The 19,417-nt window shown below is 70.0% G+C and carries 16 protein-coding genes and 1 pseudogene; 7 read left to right on the forward strand and 10 right to left on the reverse strand.

What is annotated here, in order from left to right; genetic code table 11:
• Nucleotides 1-142: 142 nt before the first annotated feature.
• Genes OG241_RS03940 through OG241_RS03955 form a run of 4 tightly spaced genes read left to right on the forward strand, consistent with a single transcriptional unit; the run spans nt 143 to nt 5,139 of the window.
• Entirely contained in the window at nt 143-3,610 is a 3,468-nt protein-coding gene (locus tag OG241_RS03940) for an indolepyruvate ferredoxin oxidoreductase family protein (RefSeq protein WP_405813674.1), read from the forward strand.
• Nucleotides 3,607-4,740 carry a Glu/Leu/Phe/Val dehydrogenase dimerization domain-containing protein gene (locus OG241_RS03945; RefSeq protein ID WP_405813676.1) on the forward strand — a complete coding sequence of 378 codons (1,134 nt, stop codon included), beginning with the start codon at nt 3,607-3,609 and terminating at the stop codon, nt 4,738-4,740. The genes OG241_RS03940 and OG241_RS03945 overlap by 4 nt, the downstream gene beginning before the upstream one ends.
• Entirely contained in the window at nt 4,740-4,955 is a 216-nt protein-coding gene (locus OG241_RS03950) for a 3-hydroxyacyl-CoA dehydrogenase NAD-binding domain-containing protein (RefSeq protein WP_405813677.1), read from the forward strand. The genes OG241_RS03945 and OG241_RS03950 overlap by 1 nt, the downstream gene beginning before the upstream one ends.
• Nucleotides 4,921-5,139 carry a 3-hydroxyacyl-CoA dehydrogenase NAD-binding domain-containing protein gene (locus OG241_RS03955; RefSeq protein WP_405813678.1) on the forward strand — a complete coding sequence of 73 codons (219 nt, stop codon included), beginning with the start codon at nt 4,921-4,923 and terminating at the stop codon, nt 5,137-5,139. Before OG241_RS03950 ends, OG241_RS03955 begins: the two co-directional genes overlap by 35 nt.
• Nucleotides 5,140-5,461: 322 nt before the next feature.
• Here the strand turns inward: OG241_RS03955 and OG241_RS03960 are convergent.
• From OG241_RS03960 to OG241_RS03985, 6 genes and pseudogenes are all read right to left on the reverse strand, one after another.
• Nucleotides 5,462-5,925 (reverse strand): annotated as a pseudogene (locus tag OG241_RS03960) (electron transfer flavoprotein subunit beta/FixA family protein); the annotation flags it as partial.
• A 24-nt stretch (nt 5,926-5,949) separates the two neighbouring features.
• On the reverse strand, nt 5,950-6,456 hold the full coding sequence (locus OG241_RS03965; protein ID WP_405813679.1) for a DoxX family protein: 507 nt from the start codon (nt 6,454-6,456) through the stop codon (nt 5,950-5,952).
• A 140-nt stretch (nt 6,457-6,596) separates the two neighbouring features.
• Entirely contained in the window at nt 6,597-7,877 is a 1,281-nt protein-coding gene (locus tag OG241_RS03970; protein ID WP_405813680.1) for an acyl-CoA dehydrogenase family protein, read from the reverse strand.
• Between the two features lie 11 nt (nt 7,878-7,888).
• A complete protein-coding gene (locus OG241_RS03975) occupies nt 7,889-9,016 on the reverse strand; it encodes an acyl-CoA dehydrogenase family protein (RefSeq protein ID WP_405813682.1) in 1,128 nt (375 codons plus the stop codon).
• 430 nt (nt 9,017-9,446) lie between these two features.
• Complete coding sequence (locus OG241_RS03980; RefSeq protein WP_405813683.1) at nt 9,447-11,594, reverse strand: acyl-CoA dehydrogenase; 2,148 nt, start codon at nt 11,592-11,594, stop codon at nt 9,447-9,449.
• 99 nt (nt 11,595-11,693) lie between these two features.
• On the reverse strand, nt 11,694-12,866 hold the full coding sequence (locus tag OG241_RS03985) for a thiolase family protein (protein ID WP_266531574.1): 1,173 nt from the start codon (nt 12,864-12,866) through the stop codon (nt 11,694-11,696).
• Between the two features lie 188 nt (nt 12,867-13,054).
• Between OG241_RS03985 and OG241_RS03990 the strand changes: the two genes are divergently transcribed.
• Nucleotides 13,055-13,822: an SDR family NAD(P)-dependent oxidoreductase gene (locus tag OG241_RS03990; RefSeq protein ID WP_405813684.1), complete on the forward strand. Its 768-nt coding sequence runs from the start codon at nt 13,055-13,057 to the stop codon at nt 13,820-13,822.
• Between the two features lie 44 nt (nt 13,823-13,866).
• On the opposite strand, the gene OG241_RS03995 is transcribed toward OG241_RS03990, so the two are convergent.
• Nucleotides 13,867-14,574: a TetR/AcrR family transcriptional regulator gene (locus OG241_RS03995; RefSeq protein ID WP_266586744.1), complete on the reverse strand. Its 708-nt coding sequence runs from the start codon at nt 14,572-14,574 to the stop codon at nt 13,867-13,869.
• Between the two features lie 143 nt (nt 14,575-14,717).
• Between OG241_RS03995 and OG241_RS04000 the strand changes: the two genes are divergently transcribed.
• Complete coding sequence (locus tag OG241_RS04000) at nt 14,718-15,137, forward strand: Zn-ribbon domain-containing OB-fold protein (protein ID WP_405813686.1); 420 nt, start codon at nt 14,718-14,720, stop codon at nt 15,135-15,137.
• A gap of 26 nt (nt 15,138-15,163) precedes the next feature.
• A complete protein-coding gene (locus OG241_RS04005; RefSeq protein WP_266531566.1) occupies nt 15,164-16,321 on the forward strand; it encodes a thiolase family protein in 1,158 nt (385 codons plus the stop codon).
• A gap of 73 nt (nt 16,322-16,394) precedes the next feature.
• Here OG241_RS04005 and OG241_RS04010 read toward each other — a convergent pair whose 3' ends face one another.
• From OG241_RS04010 to OG241_RS04020, 3 genes are all read right to left on the reverse strand, one after another.
• Nucleotides 16,395-17,333 (reverse strand): VOC family protein, encoded by a 939-nt coding sequence (locus OG241_RS04010; protein ID WP_405813688.1) that lies wholly within the window; start codon nt 17,331-17,333, stop codon nt 16,395-16,397.
• Between the two features lie 106 nt (nt 17,334-17,439).
• Entirely contained in the window at nt 17,440-17,769 is a 330-nt protein-coding gene (locus tag OG241_RS04015; protein WP_405813689.1) for a hypothetical protein, read from the reverse strand.
• Nucleotides 17,770-17,818: 49 nt separating this feature from the next.
• Nucleotides 17,819-19,261, reverse strand: coding sequence for a carboxyl transferase domain-containing protein (locus OG241_RS04020; RefSeq protein WP_266586736.1), 1,443 nt, complete (start codon nt 19,259-19,261; stop codon nt 17,819-17,821).
• Between the last annotated feature and the right edge of the window lie 156 nt (nt 19,262-19,417).

Consider the following 19,417-nt stretch of genomic DNA (forward strand, 5'->3'; position numbering starts at 1 on the left):
ACGGGCTTCGTGGGTTCTGCCGTAGCTTCCGCCGAGTGGCGTTCTCGACAATATGGGTGAGATCCCGAAGTGCGGCAGGTTTGCCGCTGTCTCCCGCGCTGCTTGTCGGGCAGCGCCGGAGCCTGAGCAGTCAGGAACTGACATGACGGTCGCCATGCACGATCGCGCCGCGCCGGACCCGGCGGCGTACCGACTCGAAGACCGCTACGAGGTCGGGGGCGGACGCTCACTACTGACCGGCGTGCAGGCGATCGCGCGAGCCCTGATCGAGCTCCGCGCGCGCGACGCGGCTCGCGGTCGAGATGTCGCAGTCTTCGTCTCCGGGTACCAGGGCTCCCCGCTAGGCGGCCTCGACAGTCTGCTCGAGTCCATCCCGCGCCTGCGTGAGAACCACCGCATCCACCTCACCCCCGGGGTCAACGAGGAACTGGCGGCGACGTCGGTCTGGGGTACGCAGCTGCCGCTCCCCGACGACAAGAGGACGGTCGATGGGGTCGTGGGTGTCTGGTACGGGAAGGGGCCAGGCCTTGACCGCGCCTCTGACGCCATCCGTCACGCCAATATGTACGGAACTGACCCCGGCGGCGGGGTGGTGGCCTTCGTGGGTGACGACCCGTCGTCGAAGTCTTCCACGCTCCCGTACGCCAGCGACGCGACCCTGGCGGCGTTGAACATGCCGTTCTTCACCCCCCGCAACGCCGAGGAGGTCATCCTGCACACGCTCGCGGCTGTCGAGCTGTCACGGTTCTCAGGATGCTGGGTCGGAGTCAAGGTGTTGAGCGACGTCGCAGATGGCATGTGGACCGTTGCACGGGACTTCCAGTCACTGGAGTTCGAGCGACCGCTTGTCGAATGGGAGGGACGTCCTTGGACTTACGCCCAGCGACCGGTGCGCACCCCATCCGAGAGTCTTCGGGTTGAATCGGACCTCGTCGGGCCACGTTGGGCTGCGGCCGAGTCGTTCCTGGCGGCCAACGACCTGGACACCGTGCGGCCCGCAACCGCCCCCGCAGTCCTCGGCATCATGGGCAGTGGGACGGCAATCGACGCCGCCGTGCAGGCCTTCCGTGACCTTGGTGTCGACCATGAGGCGCTGTCCCGCGGGGGAATCCGCCTGATGGACGTTGCCGCACCGTACCCACTCGCCCGAGAGCGGGTCGCGGCATTCGCCGACGGCCTCGAGAAGATCCTGGTGGTCGAGGAAAAGAGTCCGGTGATCGAGCGGCAGATCAAGGATCTCCTGTACGCGCACCCTGACCGCCCGGCGATTGTCGGGAAGCGGGACGAGTCGGGAGCTGTGCTGGTTCCTGCCGACGGAGAGCTCGTCGCCGAGCGGCTGTACGGACCTGTGCGTCGCTTCGTCGGCGACAGGGTCCAGTTCACCTCGAGGCCGGCGCGTCGTGTCACCCTCGACCTTCTCAGCGTGCAGCGCACTCCCTATTTCTGCTCGGGCTGTCCGCACAACACCTCGACCGTGGTCCCTGACGGCTCCGTGGCAGGAGGCGGAATCGGCTGCCACACCCTCGCGTCGGTGTCCTCACGACAGGACTCGGCAATCACGGGATGGACCCAGATGGGTGGCGAGGGCGCCCAGTGGATCGGTCAAGCGGCATGGAGCTCGCACCGTCACATCTTCCAGAATGTCGGGGACGGTACCTTCTTCCACTCGGGCCAGCTCGCTGTACAGGCGGCCATCGCCGCCGGCGTCAACATCACGTACAAGGTTCTGTACAACTCAGCCGTCGCCATGACCGGCGCCCAGGACCCGCAGGCAGCACTACCAGTGCCGGCGCTCTCCCGGAAACTCCTCGCCGAAGGGGTAACCCGAATTGTCGTGTGTGCCGACGAGCCGGAGCGCTACCGGAGGATCCGCATGCCTCGCGGCTCGGTCGTGTGGCCGCGTGAGCGACTCGACGAGGCGCAGCGCCTCCTCCGGGACGTCGAGGGCGTAACGGTCCTGGTCTACGACCAGCAGTGCGCCGCAAACGCCCGCCGGATGCGAAAGCGAGGCAAACTCGAGCCGCGTCCGACCCGCGTCGTGATCAACCCTGAGGTCTGTGAGGGGTGCGGGGACTGCGGGGTCAAGAGCAACTGTCTCTCCGTGCAGCCCGTCGAGACCGAGCTCGGCCGCAAGACCAGCATTGAACAGACCAGCTGCAACTCCGACTACAGCTGCCTGCGCGGAGACTGTCCGAGCTTCGTCACCGTGACGGATGCGCCGACCCCCACCAAGAGGCGATCGAAGCGGACAGTTCCTACGGCGCCGAAGGTGCCGGACCTGGACGTCGAGTTGACTGACTCGAACGTTTTCATGGCTGGGATCGGTGGGACCGGGATCGTTACCGTCAGCCAGGTGATCGCCACAGCGGCGATGAGCGCGGGCTACGAGGTCAGGGGCTTGGACCAGACCGGCTTGAGCCAGAAGGCCGGACCGGTCGTGTCGCACCTCCGTCTGGTGGTGGACGCCGACGCCCCCGCGAACCGCGTCAGCGAGCAGGCGGCCGACCTCTATCTGGCCTTCGACCTGCTCGTGGCGGCCGACGCGAAGAACGCAGCGCGCACCGGAACCGAGAAGACCACGGTGATCGCCTCCACCAGTGCGACGCCTACAGGTGACATGGTCGCCGACGCGTCCATCACCTACCCAGACACCGATCTGCTGCTCGAACGCCTCCGCGGCGGCTCGAAGCGGGTCGTCGACTTCGACGCGCTGGCCCTGGCCGAGGGGCTCTTCGGTTCGATCCAGACAGCGAACCTGTTGCTGGTCGGGGCCGCGTACCAGGCAGGCAGCCTGCCGATCCCGGCCCAGGCCATCGAGGCCGCCATCACCCTCAATGGCGTGGCTGTGGACACCAACATCGCCGCGTTTCGGTGGGGACGTGCGATCGTCGCCGATCCTGGGTCGCTGCCGACTCGTGCGGAGACCGCGAAGAAAGCCCCCTCGTCCCGGACCCAGGAAGCTCTCGCGGCGTCGGGGATCGGGGGCGAGACCCTTCGGATCACCACGGACCGGGCGGCCCGGCTCGAGTCCTACCAGGGCACTGCCCTAGCCCGCTCGTACGTCGGCGTCGTCGCGCGGGCATGGAGCGCCGAACGGGCGGTGGGAGTCGCCACGGCCTTCAGCGAGCAGGTCGCGCGCAACTTCTACAAGCTCGCCGCCTACAAGGACGAGTACGAAGTCGCGCGGCTCCTGACGGCGCCGGACGCGCTGGCCGCCGTTCATGCCGAGGCTGGGCCTGGGAAACTCCGGTTCAACCTGCACCCTCCGACCCTGCGCGCCCTCGGCTTGGGCAAGAAGATCCAGCTCGGTCCCTGGTTCCACCCAGTGATGCGGCTGCTCGCGACACTCAAGTTCGTCCGGGGCCACTGGTTCGACCCTTTCGGTCACACCGCTGTACGACGACTTGAGAGGAGGCTGGTGAGCGAATACGCGGCAGTGGTGCAGGAGTTGACCACGTCGCTCTCGCCGACCACCTACGAGATCTCGACCCGGATCGCGGCCCTGCCGGACACGGTGCGGGGTTATGAGGACGTCAAGGTCAAGAACGCCGAGGCCTACGAGTTCGAGCTCCGCGCACTCCGAGCCGAGCGGCAGGGGCTGGCCTCGTGACCGCGCGAGATCTCACCAGCCACGATGCGAACTCGTCCGTGCTCGAGGCCATGAGCGATGCCGACAGCCCTCACGAGCAGGTCATCTACTGCAACGACCCGGAGTCGGGGCTGAGGGCGATCATCGCCATCCACTCGCTCGCGTTGGGGCCTGCGGTCGGGGGCTGTCGCTTCCTGCCGTACGACGACGAAGCGAGTGCGCTGGCCGACGTCCTCCGGCTATCGCGTGGGATGACCTACAAGGCGGCCGCTGCCGGGCTCGACACGGGCGGGGCCAAGGCCGTCATAATCGGCGACCCCAGTCGCGACAAGACCCCGAAGTTGCTCGAGGCGTTCGGCAGGTTCGTCGACCGCCTCGGAGGCAGCTACTCCACCGCGGGCGACGTCGGCACCGACTCCGACGACATGGACATCATCGGCCGCGCCACCCGCCACGTCGCCTTCCGCAACACCGGCCGCGGTGGATCCGGTGACAGCGGCAGCAACACAGCGCTCGGGGTCTTCCAGGGCATTCTCGCCGCGGCTGAGCACCGGTGGGGTTCGCCCGAGCTCCGTGGCCGACACGTCGGCGTCGAGGGGCTGGGAAAGGTCGGCTTCCAGCTGGCCGTGATGCTGCACGAGGCGGGCGCCAAGGTGACGGCAGCGGACCCGTCCGAGTTGGCCCGCGCCAAGGCGACATCGGCTGTTCCCGATCTGCCGATCGTCGAGTCCGTCCGTGAGCTGCGGACGGACGTGTACGCACCCTGCGGACTGGGCGGCACCCTCGACCACGACCTCGCCAGGCGAATCGAGGCCAAGATCGTCTGCGGAGGCGCGAACAACCAGTTGGCCTCGCCTGACGTGGCGGAGGTCCTTCTCCGGGCCGGAGTGACCTGGGTCCCTGACTTCGTCGCGAACGTGGGTGGACTGATCCAGGCGGTGGCTGAGCTGCGTGGGGAGACTCCTGCTTCGGCGCGGGAGCGCGTCCTCGGAGTCCGAGCAACGGTGCTCGACATCCTGGAGGACGCCGGCGCAGCCGGGTCCACCACGCTCCATGCCGCCGAGGTCAGGGTTGAGCGACGTCTCGCTGCTGCCCGCTCTCGCCGGAGCGCCGTCCAATGCGCCGGATCGGCGTCGTCGGAGGTGGCCTGATGGGCGCGGGCATCGCCGAGGTGGGCGCTCGCGCCGGACTCGACGTGATTCTCGTCGAGTCCACCACGCAAGCGGCGACGTCCGCGCGGTCTCGCATCGATACCTCGCTTCAACGTGCCGAGGCGAAGGGCAAGCTGGGCCAGGGCGAGACGGCGCACCAGGTGCTGGATCGGATCTGCCGTGGCCACGGATCTCGGCGCCCTGGAGGATCGTGATCTCGTTGTCGAGGCCATCACAGAGGACGAACGGGCCGAGACCGTCCTTTTCGGTAAGCCGGACAGGATCGTCTCGACGCCTGACGCAATCCTCGCGTCGAACACATCGTCGATACCGATCATGAAACTGGGCGTCGCGACTCAGCGGCCTGAGCACGTTGTCGGCATCCACTTCTTTCACTGACATCGTTCACCTTGTCCGAGGAGCACCCGGCGGCGGCCCCGGACCCGGCGGGGATCGGGTATCCGCCCCAGAACCTCGGCCAGAGACGTGAACTGCTGCGGACCCGGGCAGGCGGAGTCGATGTCCTCGCAGTGGCGCTGCAGGACACCGATCAGGGAGGATGGCACGCGAACGCGACCCCTGTTCGTGATCAAAGGCTTCGACACCCTTGATCATCAGGGGTCGCGTCTCTCGTTGCCGAACCGGGCGAACCGCACGCAGCGGCTCGTACGCAGGCGATCAGCTCATCTCGCCCGCTGAGAACGCATCAGCCCTGGGCCGCGACCAAGACCTCGGACAGCAGGGTGACCTGCGGGACGCCCAGGCGCTCGGCCAGCAGCGCGGGCACCACACCCATCGTGCCGTCGGTGGAAGCCATGCCCGAGACGACCAGGTCGAAGCCGGCCTTCTCGATCGCCTTCGCCAGCACCAGCGAGGTACCGATCGCATCCGTGCCGTGCAGGCCGTCGTCGTCGACGTGGACGGCCCTGTCCGCGCCCATCGACAGCGCCTTGCGCAACGCGTCCTTGGCGTCCTCGGGGCCGACGGTCAGGACGGTGACCTCGGCGTCTGCTGCTTCCTGCCGCCGGCCTTCGGCGATCCGCAGCGCCTGCTCGACCGCGTACTCGTCCAGCTCGGAGAGCAGACCCTCCACGCCGTCCCGGTCGACGGTCAGGTCATCGGCGAAGGGTCGGTCGCCGTGGCGTCGGGCACGTACTTCACCGTGACAACAATCCTCAGACTCACTCGTGTTTCTCCTCACATGGCGGGTCAGGACGCGCTCGGCGCCTGCGGGCGATAGAAGAGCGCGAGCAGGGTCCCCGTCCCGAGGACCGCGGCGCCGAGCGCGACGCCGGTGCCCGGCCAGCCGGTCAGCTCGATGCCGGCGGCCGTGTCCACCGCGTACTCGCCGGGCCCCAAGGCCGCGAGTGCCAGCGACAGCACGGCGAGGACCAGGACGTACTCGTAGCCGTCCTTGAAGACGAAGAAGCCGTTGCGGCGGTGCGCGAGCAGACCCGCGACCAGCATCACCGAGATGACGGCGGCGCCGGCGAGCGAGGTGAACAGCCCGGCGGCCAGCAGGACGCCCGCGCCGATCTCGGTGAGCACGCTCAGGTGCGCCTGCAGGCGTGGTCGGCGCAGCCCGAGTCCGCCGAACCAGCGCGCGGTGCCCTCGATCCCGCCTCCGCCGCGCCAGTGGTTCCAGCCGTGTACGGCCATCACCGCGCCCACAGTGAGCCGTACCAGCAGCAGAGCGGCGTCACCCGCCTCACCCATGTCGTTCCTCCTCGCAGGGCAGGGCCCGCACGATGCGCCGGACCACCTCCGCGGCCGACGGGGTGGTCGCGAGGGAGGGTTCTGCTGTGGTCATGTTCCGTTATGTCCTTCCCGAGGACCTCAGGTGCGTTGTTCGGCCTTCAGCGCCCGTGCCGGACCTGGTTGAAGGGGACGTCGCGGTCGGCGGCGTACTCGCGGGGCATTCCGAGGATCCGTTCGCTGATGATGTTGCGTGCCATCTCGGTGCTGCCGCCGCCGAGCTGCTCGGCCTGGCGGAACAGGAAGGACACGCCCACCTCGCGGGTGTCGGGCCCGTCGGGGGCGGACATCGCGGCGGCCGGGCCGGCGAGTTCGAGTGCGATCTCTGCCTGGCGGGTGGCGCTCTCGCCGTGGAAGAGGCGGATGAGCGAGCCGGCGGCGGGAGGCATCTTCTGCGTGCGCATGCCCGCGGTGACCCGGTCGACGAGATGCCCGTGGATGACGCCGAGGGCGTGCGCCTCGGCGATCAGCTCCCGCGCGTAGGGGTCGTCCGCCCGGCCGGTTCGGCGGACCAGGTCGATGAGCGGATCGGTCTCCGTGCCGCGCCGCCCTTCGGCCCGCGCGCCGCTGAAGTACGGTGAGCCGCCGCCGACGGCGTTGCGCTCGTGGAACAGCTGGCGCGAGGCGACCGCCCAGCCGCCGCCCACCTCGCCGACCACCGCGGAGGCCGGGACGACGACGTCGTCGAAGAACTCCTGGCAGAACTCGTCGCCGCCGTTGACCTGCTTGATGCGTTCGATGTGCACACCAGGCTGATGCACCTTCATCAGGAACATCGTCAGTCCCCGGTGCTTGGGCGCGTCCCAGTCGGTGCGGGCCAAGCACAGCGCGTAGTCGGCGGCGTAGGCGCCCGAGCTCCAGATCTTCGAGCCGTTGAGGACGAACACGTCGCCGTCGCGCTCGGCGCGGGTCGTCCCTCCGGCGAGGTCGGAGCCGCCGCCCGGTTCGGACAGGAACTGCACGAGCACCTCGTCACCGCGGATCGCGGCGGCCAGGTGCTCACGCCTCTGCTCCTCGCTGCCCATGTCGAGGATGGTCGGGCCGCAGATGGTGAACGTCGGCACATTCAGCAGCATCGGCATCTCGTAGTCGGTGACCTCCTCGTTGAAGGCGCGCTGGTGCGCGGGGGTGAGGCCGAGACCGCCGTACTCCTCGGGGTAGCAGATTCCGGCGAAGCCACCCTCGTACAGCGTGCGTTGCAGGACACGGGCCCGCTGCCAGGCGCTCTGGTCGCTCGACAGGTTCCTTTGCGCACGTTCGTCGGCGGGCAGGTCGGCCAGGCGCCGCAGGTTCGCCGGGATCCACTCGCGGGCCCGCAGGCGGAAGCTGTCGACGCTCTCCATGCCGGTGGCGTCGGACACGGCCGTCGTCGTCGCGGTCATCTCGAATCTCCTCAGACGTTCAGCAGATCGGCGATACGGCGGCGGTGCGCGGACGGCGTGCCCCACATGAGCCGGTTCACCGTCGCCCGGCGCAGGTAGATGTGGATGTCGTGCTCCCAGGTGACTCCCAGGCCGCCGTGCAACTGGACGCAGTCCTGGATGATGTCGGTGGCCCGCTGGCCGAGGTAGGACTTCGCGACGCTGACCAGCTCACCGGCGTCGGCCCGGCGCTCCTGCACCGCGCGGGCGGCGGCGGCCATCGTCGCCTGGCCGGACTCCGACCACAGCGTCATGTCCGCCATCCGGTGCTTGAGCTCCTGATAGGAGGCGAGCGGCCGGCCGAAGGAGTAGCGGTCGAACATCCACTGCCGGGTGAACTCCAGCACGCGCTCGACGACACCGACGAGTTCGGCGCACTGCAGCACGACGGCGAGCTGGAACTGGCGCTCGACGGCGGTCGCGGCACCGCCGGCCGCTCCCACGAGCGCGGTGGCCGGGACGCGTACGCCGGTGTAGTCGACGCGTGCGAAGCCGCGCACCATGTCGAGGCTCTCCAGCGGGAGGACGGACACGCCGTCCGCGTCGCGCTCGACGACGAACTGGCTCAGGCCCTCGGGGGTACGGGCGAGTACGAGGAACGCGTCCGCGTCGCCGCCGTGCTCGACGCCGTCGTGCGTGCCGTCGAGGACGTACCCGTCCCCGTCGGGCCGTGCCTCGATCGCGCCCGCTTCGGGGTCCCAGCCCCCTCCCGGCGCACAGCAGGCCCAGGCGGCGACCATCGAGCCGTCGAGCAGCCTGCCGAGGAGTCCGGCGTGCCGGTCCGCTCCGGCCGCTTCGGCGAGGGCGGCGGCGACGACGTTGACCGCGGCGAGCGGTCCGGGCGCGCACCCGCGTCCGAACTGCTCGGCGATGACGGTCGCGTCGACGACCCCCTCGCCGGAGACGCTGCCGCCGCCCGTCTCCTCCGGCACGACGAGCGACGTCCACCCCAGTTCCGCCCCACGCCGCCAGGTCTCCCGGTCGAACGTGCGCCCCTCGTCGTGCAACGCGCGGATCACGCCCAGCGGGGCGGACTTCTCCAGGTAGTCCGCTGTCGCCGTCTGCAACAAGCGCTGGTCGGCGGTCAGTTCGAATCTCATGACGGCACCTTGTCCTCCCGACGATGTACTGCGAAGCCGACGGCCATGGCGCCGGAGCCGCCTTGACCGGCACTCTACACGCCATTACGGTAATGCATACAGTAAAAGCAACTTGCGGTCGGGCGCAGGACCGACGGGTGGCACGTCACCCCAGCACGGGAGTTCCGCCGATGCCCGACTCGCCGCATTTAGATTCCCCCCAGCAGGTCGCGGACCGGCTGCGGGGCACCGGTTATGTCCCGAAGTCCGCGCATAGCGGGTGTCGTGCAGCTGGCCGAACGCCTCGGCAAGCCGGTCGTCGTCGAGGGTCCGGCGGCACGGGCAAGACGCAGCCGGCCAAGAGCGTCGTCGAGCTGGACTGACGTCGTCACACGGCGGGCCCGTCCCCGGTGACCGGGGACGGGCCCGCCGTGTCCCGCTCCCTGCCCGGTCAGCGCACCAGTGGGTCGCGGGGCAGGCCGAGTATGCGTTCGGCGATGACGTTGCGGGTGATCTCCGAGGTGCCGCCGGCGATCGTCAGGCACCGGTCGAACAGGTACTCCACGGCGATCTCCGGTTCGTCCCCGGTGACGGCGGCCGTGCCGCACAGCCGCAGCGCCAGCTCGCTCACGCGCTGGGCGTGCTCGGCCGACAGCAGCTTGGTCACGTTGCCTTCCGCGCCCGGCCCCGCCCCGGTGACGGCACGCGTCGCCTGGCGCAGGTTGATCACCCGCATCGCCTGCTCCTCGACGAGGAGCCGGGCGATCGCCCGCCGGCTTTCGGCGTCGAGCGCGCCGTGCCGCAGCGCGAGGTCGGTCAGTTCGAAGGCCGAAAGGCGCGCGGACGACCCGCCGCCGATCGTCACCCGCTCGTTGCCGAGAGTCGCCCGGGCGACCTTCCAGCCGCCGCCCGGCTCACCGACGATGTCGGCGTCGGGGACGAACACGTCGTCGAAGAAGACCTCGTTGAACAGCGCGTCCCCGGTGATCTCGCGCAGCGGCCGGATCTCGACGCCGGGCGCGGTGAGGTCGACGACCATCGCCGTGATGCCCCGGTGCTTGGGCGCCTCCGGGTCGGTCCGTACCGTCGCGAGGCCCCGGTTGCAGTCCTGCGCGCCGCTGGTCCACACCTTCTGGCCGGTCACCCGCCAGCCGCCCTCGACGCGTTCGGCGCGGGTTCGCACGGCGGCCGCGTCGGAGCCGGCGTCCGGTTCGCTGAACAGCTGGCACCACCGCAGTTCGCCGAGCAGGCTCGGGGTGATCCACCGCTCGATCTGTTCCTGGTCCGCGGTCTGGGTGAGCGTCAGCAGCACCCATCCGCCGATGCCCAGCGAGGGCATCTCGATCCCGGCCAGCTCCTCCTCCAGGACGAGCTGCTCGATCGCGCCCGCCCCGCGTCCGAACGGCTCGGCCCAGTGCGGCACCAGGTATCCCGAGGACACGAGCAGCGCCCGGCGTTCTTCCTCCGGAGCGGCGCGGTACCGGTCGAGGAAGGCGCGGGCCTCGGCACGATGGGTGTCGGCCTCCTCGGGCAGTTCGACCGCGAACTGCCGCCGTACGCCGGCGTGGGTGGCGTCGTAGACGTCGTCCTCGGCCGAGCCCAGGGCGGTCACCACGGCCCGGAGCGCCGCCGCGCGCCTGAGGTGGAGGTGGGCGTCGTGCTCCCAGGTGAAGCCGATGCCGCCGAAGATCTGGACGGCCTTGTGCGCGCACTCCTGGTAGCTGCGCAGGGCCAGGCCGGCCGCCGCCGCGGCCGCCAGCTCCGCTTCGGCCGGTGCGGCCGCTCCTCGGGCCGCGTCCCAGGCGAGCGCGGTGGCCAACTCGACGGCGACCAGCATGTCGGCCAGGTGGTGTTTGACGGCCTGGAAGCTGCCGATGGTCCGGCCGAACTGCTCTCGCACCCGGGCGTATTCCAGCGCGAGGTCCAGGCAGCCCCGCGCCCCGCCGGCGGCCTCGGCGGCGGCCAGCGTCCGGAACATCGCGACCGCCGGGCCGAGGGCGCCGGCGAGGACATGGCCGTCGGCCGGGACCAGCCCGGTGACGGAGACCTTGGCGAGCCCCAGCGACGGATCCAGGCCCTTCACCGGGACCACGTCGACCGCCGCGTCGGTGGTGGGGGTAATCAGCAGGTCGTCGCCGGCCGCGAGGAGCAGCACGTCGGCCCATCGCCCGGCGAGCACCGTCAGCTCGCCGCTGTACGCGCCGTCGCCGTCGCGGGTCAGTCCGGCTTTGAGCCCGAGTCCGGCGACGGCCGAGCCGTCGCCCAGCCGGGTGACGAACTCGTGCAGCGAGTCACCCCCGGTCGCGGACAGGACCGCGGAGGCGGTGGCGGTGGCCAGGAGCGGGCCGGGCGTGATCGCGTGACCCAGTTCGTCGACGACGACGGCGAGTTCCGGAAGGCCGAAGCCGGAGCCGCCCGCCTGCTCCGGCAGGTGCAGGCTCAGCCAGCCCAGGTCGCCGATCCGCTTCCACGTCTCGGGTACGGCGGGAGCGTCCGCGTCCAGCGCGGCACGCGCGCCGCTCCTGACCCGCTGATCGGCGGCGAAGGAGCGGACGACGGCCGCGAGCGCCTGGTGTTCCTCGGTGATGGCAAGCCCCATCGGGCGACTCCTCGATGCTGGGACCGGCCGACCCACCGTCGACCGCTCCTTATACCGTAAGATTTACAGTAGTGAATTCCAGGCGCCCGTTCAGCCGATTCAGACCTCAATGAGGACCGCGCCGCCCTGGCCGCCACCGGCGCACATGGTCGCGAGCCCGAGACCGCCGCCGCGCCGCCGCAACTCGTGCACGAGCGTGACGACCATGCGGGCACCGGACGCGGCCACCGGGTGGCCGAGGCTGCACCCGCTGCCGCTGAAGTTCACCCGCTCCTCGTCCAGCCCGAACTCCTTGCAGGCGGCGATCGGGACGGCGGCGAACGCCTCATTGATCTCCCACAGCGTCACATCGGCGTACGTCAGTCCGGCTCGCCGCAGCACCTTGTCGGCCGCGCGCAGCGCCCCGAAGCCCATCAGCGCCGGGTCGACCCCGGCCGCGCCCCAGGCGAGGATCTTCGCCAGTGGCGTGAGCCCCTCGTCAAAGGCCACTTCCGCGCCGGTCACGGCCACCGCGGCGGCGGCGTCGTTGATGCCGCTGGAGTTGCCCGCGGTGATGGAGAAGCCCGGGATCTCGGGGTGCAGCACCTTCAGCGAGGCCAGCCTCGCCAACGAGGTGTCGCGCCGGGGGTGCTCGTCCACGGCGAACTCGACCGGGGCGCCGCCCGGGCCGTCCAACTTGAGCGGCACGATCTCGTCGGCGAACTTGCCGGCGTCGATCGCCGCGACCGCGCGCTGGTGCGACCGGCAGGCCCAGGCGTCCTGTTCCTCGCGGGTGATGCCGACGGCCTTGGCGGTGTTCCAGCCGACCGAGATCGACATGTCAAAGTTGGGCGCCTCGGGCGAGTTCGGGTGCGACGCGGGATACCAGTCGGCGTACTCGTCGGCCGTGCCGGCGACCCGCTGCCTGAGCCGCGGCGCCATCGAGGTCGCCTGCACACCACCGGCCACGAGCGCCGACTCCATGCCGGACTGCACCGACGCGGCCGCCAGGCCGATGGAGGTGAGACTGCCGGCGCAGTGCCGGTTGAGCGCGACGCCGGGCACGTCCAGCATGCCGTTCACGACGGCGGCGTAGCGCGCCAGGTCACCGCCTCCGTACTGACTCTCCGCGAGCAGGATGTCGTCGAACCGCTGGGGTTCGAGCCCCGATCGGCGCACCGTCTCCTCGACGATCGCCGAGGCGAGGGTCTCGCCGTCGGTGTTGGCGAGAGTGCCCTTGCGGGCGGTGCCGATGGCAGTGCGTACTGCGCTGACGATGACTGGAGCGGACACGTGCACCTCTCTGGGGTGATGGCCTCGGGTCCGCGGCGCCCTGATGGCCGACGCGAAACAGTAGTCAATACTGTTGCTGCAACAGTACAGTACTTCCGGTGAATCGAACCCTGCTGTTTCCAGTCGGGGCATCGACCCGCCGCCGCCCGACGGAACGCCGCCGGGGCGCGTCTTCCCCAGGAGGAATCGTGGATCTTTCCGGATCGTCCGCACTCGTGACCGGCGGCGCCGGCGGCTTCGGCGAGGCGACCACCCGCCGCCTGGTGGAGGCCGGCGTGAAGGTGGTGGTGGCCGACCTCGCCGAGGACAAGGGCAAGGCCCTGGCCGCCGAACTCGGCGACGCCGTGGTCTTCGTGCCCACCGACGTCACCAAGGACGAGTCGGTGGACCAGGCGGTCGCCGCCGCGACCGAGCTGGGGCCGCTGCGCACGGCCGTCATCGTCCACGGCGGTCCGGCGGCCGGGCGCCGGATGGTCGGCCGGGACGGCATCCCGTACTCGGCCGACATCTTCGCCCGGACGATGGACATCTTCCTCACCGGCACCTACCGCGTGATGAGCAAGGCCGCCGCGGCGATGACCCACAACGAGCCGCTCGACTCCGGCCAGCGCGGCGTCGTCGTCTCCACCGCGAGCATCGCCGGCTTCGAGGGCCTGGCGGGGCAGAGCGACTACTCCGCGGCCAAGGGTGGCGTCATCGGGCTCACCCTCACCGCGGCACGGGACCTCGTCCCCGCGGGGGTGCGCGTCATGTGCATCGCCCCCGGCACCTTCTTCACGCCCGCCTACGGCATGACCGAAGAGGAGGCACAGGCCAAATGGGGGCCGGGGGTGCCCAACCCCAAGCGCATGGGACACGCCGACGAATACGCCCGGCTCGCCGTGCACATCGCCGAGAACGACTATCTCAACGGCACCGTGATCCGCATCGACGGCGCGCTGCGGTTCAACCTCTGACCCAGCGATTCAACCTCTGACCCACGCCCGGTCGGCCCGGCGGGTCAGGTCTGCTCGCCCTGCTCGGCGAGCGCCACCTCGAAGCCGCACAGCAACCGGGCGGCCGAGAAGGCGAAGTCCTCGTCCGTGGTGCCGGCGAGCGGATGCCGGTCGAGCAGACTCGCCAGGACCGGCATCGAGGACCAGTCGGTCATGCGCTGTTGCCGCTGGTCCAGGGTGGGCGTGTTCGACCGGCGCAGGAGGCGGTCGTGGATGATGTGGCCCCGCGTGTACACCGAGAAGGCGTTGTACGCCAGCATGGCGGCGTCAGGGGTGAACCCGGCGTCGACGAGCTTGCCGACCATGGCCTCGATCAGCTCCATCGTCCGCCGCGTCGCCTCGGCGCCGTAGCTGGACGTCCGGGTCAGCAGCAGGTCGGAGAGAACCTCGTCCTCCCGGTGGACGGTGCGCTGCGCGGTGAAATGCTCAAGCATGGCCCGCTGCCAGCTGTCCTCGGTACGTACCGCGGGCATCCGGGTGAGGAACCGGTCGACCGCGACGTCCGTCATCGCGCCGAGCAGGTCGGACTTCTTTCGGAAGTACCAGTAGAGGCTGGTCACACCGATGCCCAGATGCTCGGCGAGAGACGGCATGCTCAGTTGGTCCAGGGAGCGCCGACGAGCGACCGCGAAGGCGCCCTCCACTATTTCGTCGGCACTGATCGACCCGCGCTTGCGACGGTGCCGGGTCGTCTGCCGCTTTTCGTTCGGCACGATTCGATCCTCACCGGGAGTCTGAGCGCTAGGCGCTCGAGAAGGCGACCAGAGACCTCGACGAGGATACGGCATGGCTTACTGTATGACACGCTAGCAATGCGTTCCCCCTACCGACAGGCCTACCGACAGGGAGACCGGGCATGACCGAGTCACCGCCTCTACTGCCTGCTCCGGACGAGCTGACCAGCTTCTTCTGGGAGGCCGCCCGCCGCCGTGAGCTTATGATCCAGCGTTGTTCGGCCTGCGGCACCTACCAGCATCCGCCCGAGCCGGTGTGCCACTCCTGCCTTTCCTTCGACCTCGGCGGAGCCGAGGTGTCCGGCCGCGGGACCGTCTACAGCTACACGACGGCGACGCAGGCGTTCCACCCCTCCTTCGCCGACAAGCTCCCGTTGTGCATCGCCGTGGTCGAACTCGACGAGCGGCCGGGGCTGAAGCTCCTGACCAACATCGTCGATCTCCCGGCCGACGGCGTGAACGTGGGTGATCCGGTCGAGGTGTGCTTCCGCGCCCTCAGCGACGAGATCGACCTGCCCGTCTTCCGTCTGGTACGGGCCTGACCGACAACCACCCCCAAAGGACTCCCGTGCCCAAGAAACAGCGCGTCGCGATCGTCGGCGTCGGCTACTCGACGGTGGGCCGTGACACCGGCCTGTCGCTGGACACCCTCACCGCCCAGGCGTCCATCGCCGCGATGGAGGATGCCGGTGTCAAGCCGGCCGACATCGACGGCGTCGTCGTGCACAGCTTTCCGCACCAGTACGTGTCGGCGACACACACCGCGGCGATGCTGGGCATCCCCGACCTGGCGTTCTACTCCGGGTCGGTCGACGGCGCCGCCTACTCGATGGCCGCGCAGCACGCCATCGCCGCCATCGCCTCCGGCAGCGCCGAGACGGTCCTGACCCTGCGCACCGTGCATCGCGCGGGCGCGGCGGGTGGCAGTTCGCTGGTCCCGGGCATGGAACGCGGCGCGCCCGGGCCTTTCCAGTTCACCATGCCCTACGGCTCCTTCACCGGCTCCCACTGGGCCGGGCTGTACATGCAGCGGCACATGGCGATGTACGGCACCAAGGAAGAGGACTTCGGCGCCTTCGCCGTCGCCCAGCGCGAGTACGCGATCGCCAACCCGTCCGAGTCCTTCTTCACCGAACCGCTCACCATCGACGACTACCTGAGCGCGCGCTACATCGCCGCGCCCCTGCGGTTGCTGGACTGCGACTACCCGGTCGACTCAAGCTCGGCACTCATTTTCACCACCGAGGAGCGGGCGCGCGACCTGCGCCAAAAGCCGGTGTTCTTCGAGTCCTGGGCGATGGGCACCACCCAGGAGAGCGACTTCAGCCTGGTCGAGGACATGACGCAGTCGTCCCCGTTCCGGGCCGCCCGGCGCATGTGGTCGCGCACGGACCTGAAGCCGTCGGACGTGGGCGTGGCGGGGCTGTACGACGGCTTCTCCTTCATCGCACTGCAGTGGCTGGAGGCGCTCGGCTTCTGCGGCATCGGCGAGAGCGGTCCGTTCGTGTCGTCCGGGCACACCCGGGCCGACGGGGTCATCCCGACCAACACCGACGGCGGCGCCTGCAACATCGGACGCCGGCACGGCGCGAACTACTTCATCGAGGTCACCCGTCAACTGCGCGGTACGGCGGGTGAGCGCGCGCTGCCGGGCCGGCCGACGGCCGGCGTGGTGAGCAACGCCGTCGGCCCGTTCTCCGGCTGCGCCCTCATCACCGCCGAGTGACGCGCCCTTGCGTACCCGGACAATGTCGGGCCCGTGCGGAGGGACTCCGCACGGGCCCGACGCATACGCGGGATCACTCCTCGAACGGATCGCCCTCCAGTACGTCCGTGGTGAACAAGTACGGCGCGTTGAAGGTGTCCTGCGGGTCGGCGGCGAGCAGGCCGGGGCGCGGGCGGGAGGTCCTGATGCCCTTGCCGTTCAGCCACTTCTGAGCCGAGTCCAGGTCGTTGACCCGGAAGGTGATCGAGTAGATCATGTTGCCCCACTGAGCGACGTGCCTGCCCAGCGGCGAGTGAGGCCCGAGCGGTTCGGCGAGCTGGAGCAGGCAGTCGCCGAGGTGGACGGTCGCGAACTTGTACTGCCCGCCGCCGTCGACGCCCTCGGCGATCGGCACGGCCTGCATGACGTCGACGTAGGTCTTCACCGCCGATTCGAGGTCCTTCACCCCGAGGGTCACGTACAGCATGCGCTTGATGCCGAGCGGGTGGCTGGTCTCCCAGAACTTGCGCTGTGAGGACCAGGTTCCGAGCTCGCGCGGGTCGTCCGGCATGTGGACCTTGCACAGCTCGACCATGAGGCCCGCGGTGTCGCGTGGGCTCGGGTAGAAGTACTGCGTGTCGGGGTCCATCTCCTCGATCTTGCCGCCGCCCGGCCTGCCGATGTAAAGGCCCTTCCCGATCATCCGGTTGCCCAGCCCGACCAGGTCGTCCACCAGGTAGCCGACCGAGTGCAGGTGCTGACCGAACTTGGTGTAGAACTTCCCGACCGGCTTGGTCGCATCGACCGGCGTGTTGGGTGCCATCGTCTCGATGCACAGGTCGCTGATCATGATCAGTCCGGCCCACCTGTCCTCCGGCGGGAGGAAGTTGGGCTCGTCGACGCCCATGTAGACCAGGCCGCCGAACACGTCCTCGTAGAACTGGTTGAGCTTCGTGACGTCATCGGTCATGTGGACCGCGTGGATCATCATGCCGATGCCGAAGTCACCGGTCTTCTTCGCCTGCTTCCGCACGACCGTCCCTCCGACGGGTAACCCTTCCGTATGGCTTATCGTAAGGCTTACAGTCTCATCTTGCGCAGCGCCCGGACATGCCGGCGCGGCACATCGGACCGAGGGGTCAGTCGACCGGGACGAGGAACTGCAGGTCGGGTGGCGCGGTGGTCGTGTCCATCGCCGGGGACATGTCGAACCGGCCGTTGTCGAAGGCCGCGGCCAGCGCCTGCGCCGCGCTCGCCGCATCGGCGTCACTCAGCTCGTAGCAGCACAGGTACCGCCGGGGCCCGGACTGCTCACCGGTGCCCAGGACCGCATAGCGGCGCACGACCGTGACGGCCGGGACGGCCTCTCGCACCTGCGGGACATGCGTGTTGACGTACCAGTCGTTGAACTCGTCCTCCGCCTCGGGGCCCGCCGGGCTGCTCCAGGCCAGGAACATCGCAGTACTCATCCCACCATTCCTTTCACGGTGTGCCGGGTCGTGCGCCGTCCGCCCGGACTCACTCCGGGCGGCACATCATCGAGGGCCTTCGCAGGTGGCTGCGGGCGAGCCTGTCCATGCGTGCGTCCCGCTCGCCGGGGTGCGCCTCGCGCAGGGCCACGAGGACCGCGGACCGGACCGCGCCCACGTCACCGTCCGGGAGCACGTCGTCGACCACCCCGAGCCGTGCGAGCTCCACGGCGGTCAGCCGGAACGACCGCGCCAGCTCCGCCGCCCGGGACGCGTCGCGAAAGAGGACCGCGGCTCCCGGCTCCGGACCGATGACGGAGAACACCGATCCCTCCAGCAGGAACAGGCGGTCGGTGTACGCGAAGGCCATGGCTCCTCCGCTGCCGCCCTCCCCGACGCACACGGCCACCGTGGGCACGGTCAGGCCGGACATCGCCAGCAGCGTCCGGGCGATCTCACCGGCCACACCGTCGGCCTCGGCCGCCGGTCCGGGCTCGGCGCCGGGAGTGTCGATCAAGGTGAGCACCGGCAGCCGCAACCGTTCGGCGAGGTCGAACGCGCGCTGGGCCAGGCGGAATCCGGCCGGGAGTACGCGCGCGGCCGCGTCAGGTCGGCTGTGCCGGTCCATCGCCACGACGACGAGGCGTTCGCCCGCCATGACGGCCAGGCCGGCCCGGACGGCCGGGTCGCCTCCCCGCAGCTCCACCCAGCCCTCGGTCAGCAGGGCACTCCACTCCAGCCCCGAGGGGCGGCGGGGATCCCGCGCGTGCAGGACGGCGGCCCAGGGGTCGCGGGGCATCGGCTTGCGGGGAGCCGGCAGCGGACGCCCGGGCGGGAGTCGCAGCGCCGGCCCGGGACCGTACAGCGCGTCGCCCAGCCACACCCAGTGGGCCTCGGGTCCGACGAGTGCGTCGACCCGCCCCTGCGTGTAGGCGGCCTGCGCGGTGTGCGAGTCGGCGGGCGGGAAGGAGCCGGTCACCTGCGCGACCACCCGGGGACCGGCGAATCCGATCGTGGCCCCGGGCTCGGCGGCGAGGACGTCGGCGAGGGAGGCCCAGGACGCGTAGACGCCGCCGGTCGTGTGCGGCCGCAGCACCGCGGCGAACGGCAGGCCGGCGCGGCGAAGGCGCCCGACAGCGCCGGCCGTGCGCGCCATCTGGGTCAGCGAGACCAGGCCCTCCTGCAGCCGCGCACCGCCGCTGGCCACGAACGCGGCGACCGGCAGCCGCTCCTCTCGGGCTCGGTCGAAAGCGCGCACGATGCGTTCACCGGCGGCCACACCCATCGTGCCACCGTGCCGGTCGAACCGGCACTCGATCACCACGAGGGGACCACGGGGATGCTCGGCGACACCCGTACGGACGGACTCGTCCTGCGGGGCCGGAGCGTCGTAGCCGGGAAAACGGAGCGGGTTCGCCGAGGCGAGATCGGCATCCCACTCGTGCGTCAGCGAAGGCATGGACAGGCCCACGTGATTGCGCTCGACGGTCATGGAGTTCCCATCGAAGGGGTGCCATCGAGCGTGAGGCTCGGGCGAACAGATTGATGGTCCACCAACCATCTCAATTCCCGAGCCGCCCGACAACGCGGCAAACGTCACACCCGCGACATCGAAAAATGCTGGTCACACGCACTGACAAGACATCCC

It is taken from the genome of Streptomyces sp. NBC_01390 (assembly GCF_045040105.1).
GTDB lineage: Bacteria > Actinomycetota > Actinomycetes > Streptomycetales > Streptomycetaceae > Streptomyces.

What these genes read in the sequence shown, in the direction of transcription:
- OG241_RS03940 (WP_405813674.1), top strand. Translation starts at nt 143, where the DNA reads ATGACGGTCGCCATGCACGATCGCGCCGCGCCGGACCCGGCGGCGTAC.
- OG241_RS03965 (WP_405813679.1), bottom strand. Translation starts at nt 6,456, where the DNA reads ATGGGTGAGGCGGGTGACGCCGCTCTGCTGCTGGTACGGCTCACTGTG.
- OG241_RS03950 (WP_405813677.1), top strand. Translation starts at nt 4,740, where the DNA reads ATGGGCGCGGGCATCGCCGAGGTGGGCGCTCGCGCCGGACTCGACGTG.
- OG241_RS03975 (WP_405813682.1), bottom strand. Translation starts at nt 9,016, where the DNA reads ATGAGATTCGAACTGACCGCCGACCAGCGCTTGTTGCAGACGGCGACA.
- OG241_RS03980 (WP_405813683.1), bottom strand. Translation starts at nt 11,594, where the DNA reads ATGGGGCTTGCCATCACCGAGGAACACCAGGCGCTCGCGGCCGTCGTC.
- OG241_RS03970 (WP_405813680.1), bottom strand. Translation starts at nt 7,877, where the DNA reads ATGACCGCGACGACGACGGCCGTGTCCGACGCCACCGGCATGGAGAGC.
- OG241_RS04020 (WP_266586736.1), bottom strand. Translation starts at nt 19,261, where the DNA reads ATGACCGTCGAGCGCAATCACGTGGGCCTGTCCATGCCTTCGCTGACG.
- OG241_RS04000 (WP_405813686.1), top strand. Translation starts at nt 14,718, where the DNA reads ATGACCGAGTCACCGCCTCTACTGCCTGCTCCGGACGAGCTGACCAGC.
- OG241_RS04015 (WP_405813689.1), bottom strand. Translation starts at nt 17,769, where the DNA reads ATGAGTACTGCGATGTTCCTGGCCTGGAGCAGCCCGGCGGGCCCCGAG.